Origin of the sequence: Desulfoluna spongiiphila (assembly GCF_900101345.1) — a bacterium.
Classification (GTDB): Bacteria; Desulfobacterota; Desulfobacteria; order Desulfobacterales; family Desulfolunaceae; genus Desulfoluna; species Desulfoluna spongiiphila.
This window is the reverse complement of the sequence record NZ_FMUX01000018.1, coordinates 136,701-151,542: the sequence shown is the minus strand read 5'-3', so window position 1 is coordinate 151,542 and position 14,842 is coordinate 136,701. Positions and strand designations below refer to the sequence as shown.

15 protein-coding genes are annotated in these 14,842 nt (G+C 60.0%); 11 read left to right on the top strand and 4 right to left on the bottom strand.

Going from position 1 to position 14,842, the window contains the following annotated elements; all coding sequences use genetic code 11:
• Positions 1-180 precede the first annotated feature (180 nt).
• The 4 genes from BLQ12_RS20470 (at position 181) to BLQ12_RS20455 (ending at position 2,418) form a co-directional block, all read left to right on the top strand.
• The gene (locus tag BLQ12_RS20470; protein WP_092213590.1) at positions 181-735 is read left to right on the top strand and encodes an NUDIX hydrolase; all 555 of its coding nucleotides are present in this window, start codon (positions 181-183) and stop codon (positions 733-735) included.
• Positions 736-828: 93 nt separating this feature from the next.
• Positions 829-1,284: a DVU0524 family FlgM-associated protein gene (locus BLQ12_RS20465; protein ID WP_092213588.1), complete on the top strand. Its 456-nt coding sequence runs from the start codon at positions 829-831 to the stop codon at positions 1,282-1,284.
• Complete coding sequence (gene flgM / locus BLQ12_RS20460) at positions 1,271-1,576, top strand: flagellar biosynthesis anti-sigma factor FlgM (RefSeq protein ID WP_092213586.1); 306 nt, start codon at positions 1,271-1,273, stop codon at positions 1,574-1,576. The genes BLQ12_RS20465 and flgM overlap by 14 nt, the downstream gene beginning before the upstream one ends.
• A gap of 359 nt (positions 1,577-1,935) precedes the next feature.
• Entirely contained in the window at positions 1,936-2,418 is a 483-nt protein-coding gene (locus BLQ12_RS20455; RefSeq protein WP_092213584.1) for a hypothetical protein, read from the top strand.
• A gap of 297 nt (positions 2,419-2,715) precedes the next feature.
• Here BLQ12_RS20455 and hisF read toward each other — a convergent pair whose 3' ends face one another.
• The 4 genes from hisF to BLQ12_RS20435 form a co-directional block, all read right to left on the bottom strand.
• Positions 2,716-3,495, bottom strand: coding sequence for an imidazole glycerol phosphate synthase subunit HisF (gene hisF / locus BLQ12_RS20450; RefSeq protein ID WP_092213582.1), 780 nt, complete (start codon positions 3,493-3,495; stop codon positions 2,716-2,718).
• Entirely contained in the window at positions 3,489-4,118 is a 630-nt protein-coding gene (hisH, locus tag BLQ12_RS20445; RefSeq protein WP_092213580.1) for an imidazole glycerol phosphate synthase subunit HisH, read from the bottom strand. Before hisH ends, hisF begins: the two co-directional genes overlap by 7 nt.
• 18 nt (positions 4,119-4,136) lie before the next feature.
• Positions 4,137-4,925, bottom strand: a complete 789-nt coding sequence (mazG, locus tag BLQ12_RS20440; protein WP_092213578.1) for a nucleoside triphosphate pyrophosphohydrolase — start codon at positions 4,923-4,925, stop codon at positions 4,137-4,139.
• Between the two features lie 90 nt (positions 4,926-5,015).
• On the bottom strand, positions 5,016-5,543 hold the full coding sequence (locus BLQ12_RS20435; RefSeq protein WP_092213576.1) for a CvpA family protein: 528 nt from the start codon (positions 5,541-5,543) through the stop codon (positions 5,016-5,018).
• A 401-nt stretch (positions 5,544-5,944) separates the two neighbouring features.
• Here BLQ12_RS20435 and BLQ12_RS20430 point away from each other — a divergent pair, with 401 nt between their 5' ends.
• The 7 genes from BLQ12_RS20430 to BLQ12_RS20400 all read left to right on the top strand — a co-directional run bounded on the left by BLQ12_RS20430 (position 5,945) and on the right by BLQ12_RS20400 (position 14,818).
• Entirely contained in the window at positions 5,945-6,943 is a 999-nt protein-coding gene (locus BLQ12_RS20430; protein WP_092213574.1) for a PhoH family protein, read from the top strand.
• A 17-nt stretch (positions 6,944-6,960) separates the two neighbouring features.
• Complete coding sequence (locus BLQ12_RS20425) at positions 6,961-9,390, top strand: HD family phosphohydrolase (protein ID WP_092213572.1); 2,430 nt, start codon at positions 6,961-6,963, stop codon at positions 9,388-9,390.
• Entirely contained in the window at positions 9,290-9,745 is a 456-nt protein-coding gene (gene ybeY / locus BLQ12_RS20420; protein WP_496559530.1) for an rRNA maturation RNase YbeY, read from the top strand. The genes BLQ12_RS20425 and ybeY overlap by 101 nt, the downstream gene beginning before the upstream one ends.
• Positions 9,746-10,067: 322 nt before the next feature.
• Entirely contained in the window at positions 10,068-10,793 is a 726-nt protein-coding gene (locus tag BLQ12_RS20415; protein WP_092213570.1) for a pyridoxine 5'-phosphate synthase, read from the top strand.
• Positions 10,794-11,152: 359 nt separating this feature from the next.
• Positions 11,153-12,742 (top strand): NAD(P)H-hydrate dehydratase, encoded by a 1,590-nt coding sequence (locus BLQ12_RS20410; protein ID WP_175469974.1) that lies wholly within the window; start codon positions 11,153-11,155, stop codon positions 12,740-12,742.
• Between the two features lie 314 nt (positions 12,743-13,056).
• Positions 13,057-13,554 carry a tRNA (adenosine(37)-N6)-threonylcarbamoyltransferase complex ATPase subunit type 1 TsaE gene (tsaE, locus tag BLQ12_RS20405; protein WP_092213566.1) on the top strand — a complete coding sequence of 166 codons (498 nt, stop codon included), beginning with the start codon at positions 13,057-13,059 and terminating at the stop codon, positions 13,552-13,554.
• A 46-nt stretch (positions 13,555-13,600) separates the two neighbouring features.
• A complete protein-coding gene (locus BLQ12_RS20400) occupies positions 13,601-14,818 on the top strand; it encodes an aspartate kinase (RefSeq protein WP_092213564.1) in 1,218 nt (405 codons plus the stop codon).
• The last annotated feature ends 24 nt before the right edge of the window (positions 14,819-14,842 follow it).

Sequence of the window (14,842 nt, the reverse complement as noted above, 5' to 3'; positions counted from 1 at the left end):
AAGCGAGTACAACCGAGGAGCCGGATGAGGGAAAACTTCACGTCCGGATCTGTGTGGGGGGTATTGGGCAACCGGTATTCCTACCACGACTAAGATCAGGCAAACGTTTAGCCCCCGGCGGTGCCGCCTGAGGCATAAGCCGAACAGTTACCTTTCTTTTTTTATTTTTTTGGAGGGCCCATGGCACCCGACACACTCACCACCTGCAGTTCACCCAAAGACCCTTTGGCGACGCCCCGAAAGAAAGCATTCTGCCCCTTTTGCGGCGGGTCTCTCTCCAGGCGCTTTGTGGAGGGCCGGGATCGTCTCTACTGTGAGGCCTGCGCCACCCCCCTCTATGAAAATCCGGTCCCTGCCTCCTGTGTGGTGGTGGTGGACAACGAGGAGCGCCTGCTCCTCATCAAGCGGAACGTCCCCCCCAAAGTCGGGATGTGGTGCCTTCCCGGGGGATTTATGGAGTTGAGCGAGTCTCCTGAAGAGGCGGCGGTCAGGGAACTGCGGGAGGAGGCCGGTATTGCCGGCCGCATCGAAACCCTTCTGGGGGTGACCACCAACCCCAACCCCGATTACGGCACCGTCCTGCTCATGGGGTATCTGGTCCGGAGCTGGACCGGTTCGCCCGTTGCCGGGGACGACGCCGACGAGGCCCGCTTCTTTCCCCTGGACGACCTGCCGGAGATCGCCTTTCGCAGCCATCGTCATTTTATTCGGAATTATCTTCTGATCCGCAGTTGACGGGCTCAGCCACTCTTTTGTTTTATTTGTTTGTTTTTTTTCCTTAATGTCTGGGCAATTTTTGCCGATGCCAAGACTAAGGAGAAAGATGTCATGCATGTACCGTCATACCAGATAAACAATGTTTTAAAGACTTACAGCAAGCAGGTAAGCCAGAATAAGGCATTGAATCGTCAGAAAGATCTCGGTCTTGACAATGCACCGACCCATGATAAGATTACCTTGTCGGCGGAAGGGAAGCGGAAGGCCGTTATCGACAAGGTGGCTTCAGACATCATCAATCGCCTGACCACCACCGGGGCTGCTGGCGACAAGGACGTTGAGGTCGCCGCCCAGGTCTGGAAAGAGAAGGGCGGAGAATCCGACGTCGAACGCAAAAAGAACGGACGTTTTGTGTACAATTATATCGGTGAAGACGATGAAAAGACCACCAGTACACTCTCCGTCGGAAACAGCGGTCCCCAGGGCCAGAGAATAAGGTCCCTTATGGATCACTACAGACGTGAGGACGGAAACCCCGACCCGGAGGAAAGCCATGAAAATCTCTGAATCAAATGCCAATTACGGCAGGCAACTCTACATGCGAGAGGTGTCGGAAGCCAACCCGGCAAAGCAGGGGACTCAGGCCAAGGGGCAGGAGCGTTCCGCAGCGGACAAGGTGACCCTTTCCCGGGATTCCAGGGATATGCAGATCGCCCGTGACGCCATGATGAACACCCCGGACATCCGCACCGAAAAGGTGGAAGAGCTCCGTAACGAGGTCAAAGAGGGTCGATACGCCGTACCCGCCGACAAGGTTGCCGACAAGATCATCGCATCGGCCATCAACGAGTATGTGTAGGTCTGTCGAAACGGGGTAGGCCTGTTTCCGATGTCAGCCGTTACTTCCGAATGACCAGAGGCACCGATGGGAAAATTTTTCCCACATACCGGTGCCTTTTTTTATGGCGTGCAAGACTGCCAGGCCCGGCAATCGGGGGATTTCGTGAAAAAGTGCGCTGATTTCAACCTGTGGCACAACTTTTGAATAGATCTTGGGGTGGCAGGCTTTGCTTCGTGCTGCGGGGCAAGGCGTACAGATAAACCGTCGGATCATGTGGCGGGCGCGCATACCGGAAACAGACGGTTTCGAAGAGCGCCGCAGGGAGCCAGGGGCTCCCGGGTACCCGGTCACGAGTGATCCCACCAGAGGAGTCCATCATGAAACTCAATACCATCAACCCCGCAGGGCCCACGGCACCCGGCAGCCCTGCAGCCGGCGCCGCAAAACCCCGGGAAGGGGCCCCCTCCTTTGGCCAGATGCTGAACCAGGCGACCCAGGGGCAGGCCGGTCCGTCGGAGGGCCTTGCCGCTCAAGCCTCGGGAGCTGCCGCAGCCCCCGCTCCCCTTGGGGAGATCCGCGCCGTGATGCCCCCTGTGATCTCCGCAGCGGCTCCCTCCCCCACCGCCGAGCGCACCGTGGCCCTTTTGAACCTTCTGGAGGACTACTCCCAGAAGATGGAGGCCTCCGAGGTGCCCTTGAAAGAGGTGGAATCCCTCGTCGGGGAGATGGGATCCCTTGCCACGGAGCTCGCCGCGTCCCTTGGTGATGAGCCCGACCCCCGTGTGCGGGAACTGGCCGAACAGAGCGCGGCCCTGGCAGGCATCGAAGCCGTGAAATTCAGGCGCGGTGACTATATCTGAGCCTCGTAAGGGGCCATTTATCCCGTTGTAACAGGTATGATTTTATAACTATTCAGCTCAAAACGCATCCGCAACCTGCTTTCAAGGTGGCACACTTTGCCGCCGGAGGCTGTTTTTTTGAGCTGAATAGTTACGATGTTTTATAAAAGGCGCGGGTGTCCGCAGCGACACGCAAAAAAGGCCGAAGACGATGTGGACACATCGTTTTCGGCCTTTTTGTTTGTATTCACCGGCGAATCCCGTCAGCCAATGCAACCTGCCCGAGGAACGAGGGCTCGGAGCATTCGCGAACCCTGGTTACCAGCGGTGCCTGATTTTGACGCCGGCATCCTGAAGGTAGGATTTTATGCCCGGGACAGTGTAATCCCCGTAGTGGACCATGGAGGCGATGAGGGCCGCGTCGGCCTTGCCGTCGGTTAAGACCTCCCGGAGATGCTCGGGCTCTCCGGCACCGCCCGAGGCGATGACGGGGATGTCCACGGTTTCGGAGATGAGGCGGGTGAGGTTTACCTCGTAGCCGGTCTTCATGCCGTCGGCGTCGATGGAGTTGAGGCAGATCTCGCCAGCCCCCAGCTCCTGGGCCTTGAGGGCCCACTGCACCGCGTCCATGCCCATGTGCTTGCGGCCGCCGTTGATGACGATCTCGTAGCCCGAGGGGATGGTCTCGCTTGTCTCCACCTGCTTGACGTCCATGCCCAGGACCACGCACTGGTTGCCGAAGGCTTCGGCCCCCTGGCGGATGATCTCAGGGTTTTTCACGGCGGCGGAGTTGACGCTCACCTTTTCGGCGCCGGCCAGGAGCACGGCCCGCATGTCTTCCACGGTGCGGATGCCCCCCCCCACGGAAAAGGGAATGAAGATGGTCTCTGCCACGCGGCGGACCACGTCGATCATGATGTTGCGTTTTTCATGGGAGGCGGTGATGTCGTAGAACACGATCTCGTCGGCGCCCTGCTCGTAGTAGAGCCTGGCCATCTCCACCGGGTCCCCGATGTCCACGTTGTTTTTGAACTTGATGCCCTTTGTGGTGCGTCCTTCGCGTACGTCCAGGCAGGGGATGATGCGCCTGCTTAACATGGTTGCCACCTGCAGAAGTTGTCTAAGATTTTAAGTCCGGCCTTGCCGCTCTTTTCCGGGTGAAACTGGGATGATACCAGGTTCCTGTGGCCCAGCATCACGGGAAAAGTGAACCCGTAGGTGCACTCGGCCAGGGCATGGGCGCGGTCTGAGGGGGTCGGGTAGTAGCTGTGGACAAAGTAGAATTCGTCCTCTTCGGTGATCCCTTCGAGGATGGGGTGCTCCGCCACCCGGCGGATCCGGTTCCATCCCATGTGGGGAATCTTCAGCCGGGAGCCGTCGGTGTCGTTCATCTTCGCGGGGAAGGCTTCCACCTCCCCTTCAAGGAGGCCGAGGCAGGGGGTGTCGTGCTCCTGGCTGTGGGAGAGAATGATCTGGGTCCCTAAGCAGATGCCCATAAAGGGGCGGCCCGAGGCGTAGACGTCGTGGATGACGGCGTCAAGGCCGGTGCGCTTCAGGCTTGCCATGGCGCTGCCCGCCTGCCCCACACCGGGAAAGATCACCCGTTCCGCCTCTCGGATGATCCGGGCGTCACCGGTCACCACACAGTCGCGGCCCAGGGACCGAACGGCCCGCTCGACGCTGGTGAGGTTGCCGGCTTCGTAGTCGATGATGGCTATCATGGTGTTTCACATCTCCAGTTACGTGTTGGGGGCATTGCCTGCCCCGTCGTTGAGCTCTTTGGCGCGGTCCCACATGGCGTCCACCCGGGATGAACGGCTTCGGTCGGGGCGCTCCCCCTCTGTGGCCAGGAGCTGCTCCATGAGGCGGTACCGTTTTTCAAACTTGGCCACCGAGGAGGAGAGGGCGGCGTCGGCGTCGATGCCGGCAAAGCGGGCCACGTTGACCAGGGTGAAGAGCAGGTCGCCGAACTCCAGGGAGGCGGCCTGCTTGTCGCCGGAGGCCAGGGCCTCGGTGAACTCGCCCCACTCCTCGTGCACCTTCTCCATGACCCCGTCCATGTCGTCCCAGTCAAAGCCCGCCTCGGCGGTGACCTTGGAGACATCCCTGGCCCTCATGAGGGGCGGGGTGCCGGAGGTGACCGTGTCCAGCAGGGAGGCGGGGGCTTCGGCTTTTTCCTCTTCTTTGATCCGGGCCCAGTGGGTTTTCACCTCGTCCACGGTATCGGCGGTCTCCTCCCCGAAGACATGGGGATGGCGGCGGATCATTTTGCGCTGGTTGGCCCTTGTCACCTCGGGAAACGAGAGCCCGTGGGCCTCTTCCAGAAGATGGATGAGAAAGACCATCTGGAACCAGGTGTCCCCCAGCTCGTCGGCCATTTCAGCGGGGTCTCCGCCGTGGATCGCCTCCTGGAGCTCATAGCTCTCTTCGATGAGGTAGCGGACCATGGAGACGGGGGTCTGTTTTCGATCCCAGGGGCAGCCGTTGTCGGCCCTGAGGCGTTGGATGAGTTTTCGTGTTTCGTTCACAAGGGTGACCTTTTAACAAAAAAGGCCCTGCACGGGACAGGGCTGGTTTTCCGGGTTGAAGATGGGCCGGGGCTCGGGGCGCTCGGCCCCTTAGAAGCGCTTCTCCCAAATTTTCCTGGCGTCTTCGATCTTGGTGGTGAACTCCTGGCGCAGGTCCTTGGACGCAAAGCTTGAGAGGGCTTCTGAGACGATGGTGACATAGGGGGCTGTTTTGGACTGACGGATCAGGGGAGCGCCCTTGTCGAGGAAGGTGGCAAAGACCATGAGGAGCACGGCGGAGATGAGGATGCCCTTGACCAGGCCGAACCCGGCACCGCAGAGACGATCCACCCAGCCCAGGAACACCACCTTGAGCAGGTACTTAATGAGGACGCCCAGGGCGGAGACCGCGGCAAAGACAGCACCGAAGATGATGAGAAAGCTGATGATGTTGAGCCAGGCCGTGGAGTCGATGAAGCGGCTGAGCTGTTCGCCCAGGAGGGGGTAGTAAGTGTATGCGGCGAAAAAACCACCGAAAACCCCAATGATGGCGGAGGCTTCCTTGACGATTCCCCGAAAGGCGCCCCGGATCAGGCAGAAGGCGATTACGATACAAAAGGTGATATCAAGTGGGTTCATCAGTGGGCCTCCATGGTGAGATGCGCCTGGGAAAACTAACGGTTAAAGCGTCGAATGCCACGGCACGGTGCGACCTTCGCACCGATCAATCTGGTTGCTTAGCAGAAGCCAAGCAGGGGAGTCAAGGCATTTTTCCTTGGGTTAGAGGGGGTTACGTTTCAGTTTGCATTCGGCAAATCATGTGTGCTAAGAATGCATACATGTCAAAATGACTTTCACTCTCAGGCAGATACCCCGGAAAGGGTGACCCTGGGGGGCACCGGACGGCTGTTCCGTTCCGGTTTTTCTGACGTTACCACCGTTTTTGATTTTCCCTGCTAAAACCGGGTCAGGCAACACATAAGGGACCGCCCGGCTTCTTTTCACGTTGTGAAAGGGCAGGGCATCGCGAAGGCACATACATGGAAGAAAATTTGGAGAACAGCATCAGCGAGTTGTCGTTTTCAAACAACGCGCACGCCATGCAGCTGTTCGGTGAGAAGAACCGTCACCTCACCAAAATCGCAGACGCCCTGGCCATAACCATCCATGCCCGGGGCAACAAGGTAACCCTTCAGGGGGACGCCGTGGCCCGCAAGCTGGCCGTCATCCTGTTGAATCAGCTTTATTCCCTCGTCAAAGAGGGGATGCCCCTTTACCCCAGCGATATCGACCACGCCATCAAAGCGGTGAGTGGTGACCCTGAGGTCAACCTGAAGTCCATTTTCATGGACACGGTGTTCATCACCGCCACCAAACGCCCCATCACCCCCAAGAGCCCACACCAGAAAGCGTACATCGATGCCATCCGGGAGCATGATATTGTCTTCGGCATCGGGCCTGCAGGGACCGGAAAGACCTATCTGGCCATGGCCATGGCCGTCTCCGCCCTGACCAGCGGGCAGGTGAACCGCATCATCCTCACCCGCCCCGCCGTGGAAGCGGGGGAGTCCCTGGGCTTTCTGCCCGGAGACCTGGCAGAGAAAGTCGACCCCTACCTTCGTCCCCTGTACGACGCCCTGCACGACATGCTGCGTTACGAAAAGGTGACGGAGCTCATGGAACAGGGCGCCATTGAAGTGGCCCCCCTGGCCTTCATGCGAGGCCGGACCCTGAACAACGCCTTTATCATCCTGGACGAGGCCCAGAACACGACCTCCGAGCAGATGAAGATGTTTTTGACCCGCATCGGGTTTAACTCCAAAGCGGTCATCACCGGTGACGTGACCCAGGTGGACCTCCCCTCCGGAAAAGTGCCGGGGCTGAAAGAGGCCCACGGGATCCTGACAGGGATCCGCGGCATCTCCTTTGTGGAATTCACCAAAGACGACGTGGTGCGCCACAAACTGGTGATGAAGATTATCTCGGCCTACGAGAAGAACGACCTTTCCAAGCGCCGACGCGCGGAACAGGCACTTTAAGAGGCGTACGATACAAGATGAATCTTCGACCTGAGAAGCGGCTCCCCTTGCGGGAATCGATCCGTGCGTATTTTACCACCAGCGGCCATGTGCTGTGGATCCTGCTGGCGGTGATCACCCTTTTATTCACCCTGATCATTTACCCCAATCTCTCCGTGACCAAGTTCTCCTACCGTGTGGGGGACATCGCTGAAAAGAACATCAAGGCTCCCCGGGATTTTCTGATCCAGGACGATGCCGCCACCGAGGCGAGCCGCAAGCTGGCCATCCGCTCGGTGCTTCCCGTGTACGACAACAACACGGAGATGGTGAGCCGGCAGGTGGCCAACGTCCGGAGCGCCTTTTCCGTGTTTCGGGCCATCCTGACCCAGCCCCCGGTTCCCCCGCCCCCCCAGCCTTCCGCAGAGCCCGGAATGGAGCCCACCGCAGCAGCCACCCCCCTTGATGAGGTGTGGCTGAGAAAGCAGGAGTTCGAGGACAAGATGGGCATTGAGGTGAGTCGGGGCGCGTACCAGGTCCTTGAGACCCATCTGTTTTCCAAGACCATCGAAGACCTGATCTGCCGGATCTATACCGAGATCATGACCAACGGCGTGGTGGCCAACAAGGAGCTTCTGCTCCGTCAGGGTGACCGGGGCATTACCCTCCGGACCGTGGAGGGAAAAGAGGAGTCCATCGCCAAGAACTTGAAGGCCTATTACGGCCTGGAACAGGCCCAGACCATGGTGCGCATCGTGGCGGACCCCCTGTTCAAGAAAGAGGCGGCCGATGTGGATTACACCGCCTTGAACCTCATCGTGGACTTCACCCAGCGCATGCTGCAGCCCAACATCACCTTGAACGGCAGCGAAACCGAGATCCGTGCCAAGCGGGCCGCCGAAGAGGTGAAGCCGGTTCTCTTCAAGGTCAAGGTGGGGGAGATGATCCTGCGGGAAGGGGAGCGGGTCACCGAGCTTCAACTGGTGAAACTCCAGGAACTCCAGCTCCAGACCCGGAATCGCCACCTGTTTTCCCGAAGCATCGGCGCGGCCATGGTGACGGCCTTCTTTCTCATGATCGCCTTTCTGGTGCACTACCGGCCGAAAAACGAGGGCATCGAAGACCGCAACAAGAACATGTTCTTCCTGGCCACGGTGCTCATCACCTTTCTCTTTGTGGCCAAGATCTCCCTGTCCGTGCCCGGGGTTATCGGGGCGTCCCTGGAGTTTGACATCCACGAAATCTCGGTCTACTTCGGCATGCCCGTGGCCGCAGGGGCCATGGCGGTCTGCCTCTTCATGGGCATGGAAGCGGCGCTTTTTTTCTCCATTGTTTTTGCCGCCCTGGTGACCCTGGTCTTTGCCAACCAGTTCTCCATCTTTATCTATATCTTCCTGAGTTCGGCCATGGCCGCCTTCTGGCTGAAAAATTGCCGGGAGCGCAAGGTTTTCATCAAGGCCGGTGCCAAGCTGGGGCTCCTCAACGTGGTCCTGGCCACCGGGGTGGTGACCTACACCAGCGACATCTCCGTGGAGATCTACCTCTGGAGCGCTCTGTTCGCCTTTACCGGTGGGCTCGCCTCGGGCATCGTGACCGCCGGCATCGCCCCCCTTCTGGAGATGCTTTTCGACTACACCACGGACATCAAGCTTCTGGAGCTTGCCAACCTGGACCAGCCCATTTTACGCCGGCTCATGATCGAGGCGCCGGGCACCTACAACCACAGCGTCATCGTGGGCACCCTGGCCGATGCCGTGGCCTCGGAGATCGGGGCCAACCCCCTTCTGGCGAGGGTCTGCGGCTACTACCATGATATTGGCAAGATCGAAAAGGCCCAGTACTTCATCGAAAACCAGACCGAGGGCAAAAACCGCCACGACAAACTGGCCCCTTCCATGAGCGCCCTGATCCTCACGGGACACGTCAAGGCGGGCATCGAGATCGCCAGGCAGTATCGCCTGGGCAAGCCCATCATGGACACCATCCAGCAGCACCACGGCACCAGCATCATCGAGTACTTCTACGAGAAGGCCAAGGCCCAGAAAGAGGACTCCGAAGAGACGGTGAACCCCGATGATTTCAGGTACCCCGGGCCCAAGCCCCAGACCGTGGAAGCCGCCATTGTCATGATGTCCGACGTGCTGGAAGCGGCCACCCGGTCTCTGGACAACCCCACCCCGGCACGTATCCAGGGGCTGGTGCAGAACCTTATCAATAAGATTTTCGTCTCGGGCCAGCTCGATTATTGTGAGATCACCTTAAAAGACCTCCACATCATGGCCAAGCGATTCAACGTGGTGCTAAGCGGGATCAACCACCACCGCATCAAATATCCCGAGAAGTCGGGCAACGGACAAAAGGCAAAAAATGGAGATTCAAATCGACAACCGTCAGGAGACGCACCCGGTCCCGCAGAACGCGATGCTGGAGAAGGGGAAGGTCATCTTAAACGCCTTGGCATTAAATGATCGGGAGCTCTCGCTCTCCTTCGTGGACGACGCCGAGATGCGCGAGATCAACCATCAGTACCGGGGAAAAGACGCCACCACCAACGTTCTCTCCTTTGCCATGGATGACGGCGACTCCCCCTTTGTCTCCCCGCTTCTGGGCGATGTGATCATCTCCTGCGATACCGCGGTCCGGGAGGCGGATGAGCGCGGCGTGACCCTTGACCAGCGCTACAGCCAGCTCCTTGTCCACGGCATCCTGCACCTGGCCGGGTACGACCATGAACTGGGCGATGAGGAGGAGGCCACCATGGCGGACAAGAGCCGCGAGCTCCTCGGCCTCATCGAACCCGGGGCCGGGCTTGACTATTTCTGAGTCGGCCCGCCACGCACCACCTTCCCTTGCTAAAACGCATTTAAGGGCTCCTGTTCGGAGCCCTTTTTTTGTGGGAAAATTGAAGGCGGCCCGTTAAGTGTCATCAATCCTTCTTGGTGAACTCCCCGGAGATGATCAACGGGGGTTGATCCGGGGTAACCCCGGTGTTACACTCCGGAAAAAGAAGCCGGGAGGCCTGGCCGCTGCGGCCCGCAGCCCGGGGTTCCGCTTGATCGAATGTGATGAGGCCGGCGCTTCGCCTTCCTCTTTTCGACCCAGACGGAGCCACCCCAACCAACCGATCCAATGGGAGTACCCATCCATGGCAGGACTTGCAGTCAATATCGATCATATCGCCACCCTTCGCCAGGCCCGCAGGGCCACCTACCCCGACCCCGTTGCCGCCGCCACACGTGCTGAAATGGCCGGTGCCGACGGCATCGTCGCCCACTTGAGGGAAGACCGCCGTCACGTGCAGGACCGGGATATCCGCCTGCTTCGCCAGGTGATCCAGACCCGTTTCATCCTGGAGATGGCCGCCACCGAAGAGATGCTGGCCATCGCCCTTGATATCAAGCCCGAGCTGGTGACCCTGGTGCCCGAGAAACGCGAAGAGGTGACCACCGAAGGGGGCCTGGACCTGCTGGCCCAGAAAGCCCACATCGCAGAAGCCATCAAAGATCTCCAGGACGGTGACATCCCCGTGAGCATCTTCATCGACCCGGACCTGGATCAGATTCGTTGCGCCAAAGAGATCGGGGCAGATTTCATCGAGATCCACACCGGAGCCTTCTGCGACGCCGTCACAGACGCCGAGAAACGCGAAGAGATGGACCGCATCAAAGCCGCCGCCAAACTCGGCCACGAACTGGGCCTGGGCGTCAACGCCGGCCACGGCATCAACTACGATTCCGTGAAAGCCTTCAAAGAGGTCCCCGAAATCGACGAGTACAGCATCGGCCACAGCATCATCGCCCGCGCCTCCATGATCGGCCTGGACCAGGCCGTCCGCGACATGGCCCAGCTGGTGAAAGAGCTGCACAGCTAACGCCAAAAACGCCTCCGGCGGCAAGGGGCTGAGCCCCTTGACCCCAGGTTCGCACATGCTCCGGGGCTACGCCCCTTCACATGTGCTGACGGGCTTCGCCCGTGAAAGCCCCTGGTCACCGGAGGCTGTGTGGTTTTATTGATAATGGCCAAGCGGCGGTAACGTATCCTGTTATTACGAAGCTTGTGATCCAGCCCGCACAAACCATCAGTATGTATGTCGGGCGAAGCCCGAGCCGAAGGCCGTTGCGATTTGGCCCGAGGAACGAGGGACGAAGCGCAACGGCAATCAGCTTTCGAGGTGGCTCACCTCGCCGCCGGAGGCATGCTTTTTTTTGCGATATTTCTAAGGAGGCTCCCATGCAGGTAACCACCGCAAAGCAGATGCAGGAGATCGATCGTCGGACCATTCTTGAGATCGGCATTCCCGGGCGCGTGCTCATGGAGAGTGCCGGGCGCGGGTGTGTGGCGGCCCTTGATGGGCTGGCTGCGGGCAGGCCCCTTTCGCGGGTGGTTGTGGTGGCGGGCCGGGGAAACAACGGCGGCGATGGTTTTGTGGTGGCCCGGTACCTTGCCGAGCGCGGGGTGGAGGCCCCGGTGTTTGTGGTGGGGGGCGTGGACGGCATTTCCGGGGAGGCCTTTGAGAATCTGTCGCTTTTGGAGGCCCTGGGCGTTGCGGTGGTGGAGGTTGTCGAAGGGGTGGACTTGACCGCCCTGTCACGGGCCCTGTCCCACTGCGACATGGTGGTGGACGCTCTTTTCGGAACGGGTCTTCAGCGGGAGGTGACAGGCCTTTACGCGGAGGTGGTTTCGGCCGTCAACGCCTCGAACCGGCAGGTGTTGGCCGTGGACATCCCGTCCGGGGTGTGTGCGGACACGGGCCGGGTCCTGGGGTGTGCGGTGAGGGCCCGGGCCACGGCCACTTTTTGCCTGCCCAAGGCGGGCCACTTTCTTTATCCGGGAAGGGAGCATTGCGGCGAGCTTTCCGTTGTGGACATCGGCATTCCCCAATGGGCCGTGGACCGGGCCGAGGTGGCCTGTCGCCTGATCACCAGCCGACAGGTCATGGGTTGCATGGCCCCTTTCAGCCCCCACGCCCACAAGGGAACCCGGGGCCACCTTGCCCTGATGGGGGGCTCTTCAGGGAAAAGCGGGGCCGTGATCCTGGCTGCCGGGGCTGCCGTTTCCGGCGGGGCCGGGCTGGTGAGCACCGCTCTTCCCGCATGTATCAACACCGCCTTTGAGTCCCGCTGCCTGGAGGCCATGAGCCTGCCCCTGCCCCACGGGGAGGACGGCAGCTTTCATCCGGGCTGTGGCGAGGCCCTGGCCGACTTTCTTTCGGGCAAAGACGCCGTGGCCGCCGGGCCCGGCCTGACAACCTCCAAGGGGGCCCTGGCCGCCCTGGCCGCTGTCCTCGATTTTTGCGAGGTGCCCATGGTTCTGGATGCCGACGCCCTGAACCTTTTGGCCGAAAAGCCCGAGCTGGTGCGCGAGATCAAGGCCGAGGCCGTGATCACACCGCATCCCAAGGAGCTGGCGCGGCTCACCGGCGCTTCGGTCCATGATATCCAGGCGGATCGCATGGGCGCCGCCTCGGCCTTTGCCGTTCAAACAGGGCTCCATGTGGTCCTCAAGGGGGCCGGGACCGTGGTGGCCCATCCCGACGGGAGCTGTGCCCTCAACCCCACGGGCAATGCCCTTTTGGCCACCGGAGGTACCGGTGACGTGCTTACCGGCCTGATCGGAGCCCTTCTTGCCCAGGGTTTTTCCTGCAGGGAGGCCTCGGAGATGGGGGTATACCTCCACGGCGAAGCCGCCAATCGCCTCATGGACCAGGGGCTTCAGACCGGCATGGCCGCCTCGCGCCTGACGGAGCTTTTGCCCGGCGTCCTCTCCGACGCCATGGCCGGCAGACTTGAACCCCGCGCCCCCGAAGCTCGGGTGATCTGAAACGCGCCTCCGGCGGCCCTGCCGGGGGCCAAACTTTTAAAAAGTTTAATAAACAGGCTTTAAAAAACAGACTCAGACCAATCAAAATCGATAGCGAATGTGATTTTCCCTGAGGACCGAAGGGAAAAGCGCATTCGCAACCTGCTTTCGAGGTGGCTCACCTCGCCGCCGGAGGCATTGCTTTTGTTTTTTCCTGAGCCCTCTTGACCCTGTGATTCATCAGACATTAATCATAGAAGGCATTTTTTTTGGTTTTTTGACCCTTCAATCTTTTGACCCGGCGGCCGGTGATGCGCCGCAGCATGGCAGAATCAATGACCCAACATTCATCGTACATCGGCGAGTTGCTCGCCGCAGGCCGCGTGGTCCTTACCACGGCCTCCACCGAAGAGACCGAAGAGGTGGGACGCCTCATGGGCTGTGCCGTGAGCGGCCCCCTGGTGTTGACCCTTGCAGGGGACCTGGGCAGCGGCAAGACCTGTTTTGCCCGGGGTCTTGCCCGCGGGCTGGGGGTGGACGAGGCGTATCCTGTCACCAGCCCCACCTACACCATCGTCAATGAGTATCCGGGGCGCCTGCCTCTGTTCCACCTCGACCTGTACCGGCTGGGCGGGGGGGATGAACTCGAAGAGATCGGGTATCGGGACATGCAGCAGCAGGGGGGCGTCATCGTGGTGGAGTGGCCCGAGCGGTCCGATGATGCCGAACTCGGCACGGACCTGGTCATCACCATGAATGAAGAAGGGCCGGATGAGCGCGTGATTACGATGCGGTGTTTGCACCCGGATGTGGACTTGAAAGAACAATTCTGATACAAGACCCTGAAACGTATACGGCTTTATACATTATGGAGACACAATGGCACTGATCGTACAAAAATATGGCGGTACATCCGTCGGGGACCTGGAGCGCATCCACAATGTGGCCAAGCGCGTTGCCAAGTCCTACGACGAGGGGAACGACGTGGTGGTGGTGCTTTCAGCCATGAGCGGCGTGACCGACAGATTGATTGAGATGGCCCATCAGGCCTCAAGCAAGCCCTGCAAGCGGGAGATGGACGTCCTCCTCTCCACCGGCGAGCAGACAACGGTTTCCCTGATGTCCATGACCCTTCAGGCGATGGGCTACAAGGCCGAGTCTCTCCTCGGGTTCCAGGCTGAGATCCAGACGGACAACGGAGCCGGTAAGGCCCGGATCATGCGCATTGGTGCGAATCGCATCAAACGTCTGCTGGATGAGAAGAAGATCGTCGTGGTGGCAGGCTTTCAGGGCATGGACTGCGACGGCAACATCACCACCCTGGGGCGCGGCGGTTCCGATACCTCGGCCGTTGCCATCGCCGCGGCGGTGAACGCCGACGCGTGTGAGATTTATACCGACGTGGACGGGATCTACACCACCGATCCCCGGATTTGCGACAAGGCAAGAAAACTCGAGAGAATCTCCTACGACGAGATGCTCGAAATGGCAAGCCTGGGGGCCAAGGTCCTCCAGATTCGTTCCGTGGGGTTTGCCAAGAAATACAACGTGCCGATTCACGTTAGATCATCTTTCAATGAGGAGGAAGGGACCATGGTTGTCAACGAAGATTCCGGCATGGAGCAGCTTGTCGTCTCCGGCGTCACCTTAGATAAAAACGAAGCACGCATCACCGTCAAGAAGGTCCCTGACCAGCCCGGTGTTTCCGCTAAGATTTTCTCCCCCCTGGCCGCATCCGGCATCCAGGTGGACATGATCATCCAGAACACCCGATCCGGTGGCGAGACCGACCTCACCTTCACCGTGACCAAGACCGACTACCAGGAAGCCATTGAGATCACCCGTCGTGTGGCCGAAGAGCTTGGTGGCAAAGAGGTCCTCGTGGCCGACGACATCGCCAAGGTGTCCGTCATCGGTGTGGGCATGAAGAACCATTCCGGTGTGGCGTCCCGCATGTTCCAGGCCCTGGCCGATGAGAACATCAACATCCGCCTGATCACCACCAGTGAGATCCGCATCTCCTGCGTTATCGACGAGCGTTACGCCGAGCTGGCCGTGCGTATCCTCCACGACGCCTTCTCCCTTGATGAGCTGTAGCCCGCACGCTGTTTCCCCTGGGGG

What these genes read in the sequence shown, in the direction of transcription:
- hisH (WP_092213580.1), bottom strand. Translation starts at nt 4,118, where the DNA reads ATGATAGCCATCATCGACTACGAAGCCGGCAACCTCACCAGCGTCGAG.
- tsaE (WP_092213566.1), top strand. Translation starts at nt 13,057, where the DNA reads ATGACCCAACATTCATCGTACATCGGCGAGTTGCTCGCCGCAGGCCGC.
- BLQ12_RS20430 (WP_092213574.1), top strand. Translation starts at nt 5,945, where the DNA reads ATGGAAGAAAATTTGGAGAACAGCATCAGCGAGTTGTCGTTTTCAAAC.
- BLQ12_RS20455 (WP_092213584.1), top strand. Translation starts at nt 1,936, where the DNA reads ATGAAACTCAATACCATCAACCCCGCAGGGCCCACGGCACCCGGCAGC.
- BLQ12_RS20435 (WP_092213576.1), bottom strand. Translation starts at nt 5,543, where the DNA reads ATGAACCCACTTGATATCACCTTTTGTATCGTAATCGCCTTCTGCCTG.
- BLQ12_RS20415 (WP_092213570.1), top strand. Translation starts at nt 10,068, where the DNA reads ATGGCAGGACTTGCAGTCAATATCGATCATATCGCCACCCTTCGCCAG.
- ybeY (WP_496559530.1), top strand. Translation starts at nt 9,290, where the DNA reads ATGGAGATTCAAATCGACAACCGTCAGGAGACGCACCCGGTCCCGCAG.
- BLQ12_RS20470 (WP_092213590.1), top strand. Translation starts at nt 181, where the DNA reads ATGGCACCCGACACACTCACCACCTGCAGTTCACCCAAAGACCCTTTG.
- hisF (WP_092213582.1), bottom strand. Translation starts at nt 3,495, where the DNA reads ATGTTAAGCAGGCGCATCATCCCCTGCCTGGACGTACGCGAAGGACGC.
- flgM (WP_092213586.1), top strand. Translation starts at nt 1,271, where the DNA reads ATGAAAATCTCTGAATCAAATGCCAATTACGGCAGGCAACTCTACATG.
- BLQ12_RS20400 (WP_092213564.1), top strand. Translation starts at nt 13,601, where the DNA reads ATGGCACTGATCGTACAAAAATATGGCGGTACATCCGTCGGGGACCTG.
- BLQ12_RS20465 (WP_092213588.1), top strand. Translation starts at nt 829, where the DNA reads ATGCATGTACCGTCATACCAGATAAACAATGTTTTAAAGACTTACAGC.
- BLQ12_RS20425 (WP_092213572.1), top strand. Translation starts at nt 6,961, where the DNA reads ATGAATCTTCGACCTGAGAAGCGGCTCCCCTTGCGGGAATCGATCCGT.
- BLQ12_RS20410 (WP_175469974.1), top strand. Translation starts at nt 11,153, where the DNA reads ATGCAGGTAACCACCGCAAAGCAGATGCAGGAGATCGATCGTCGGACC.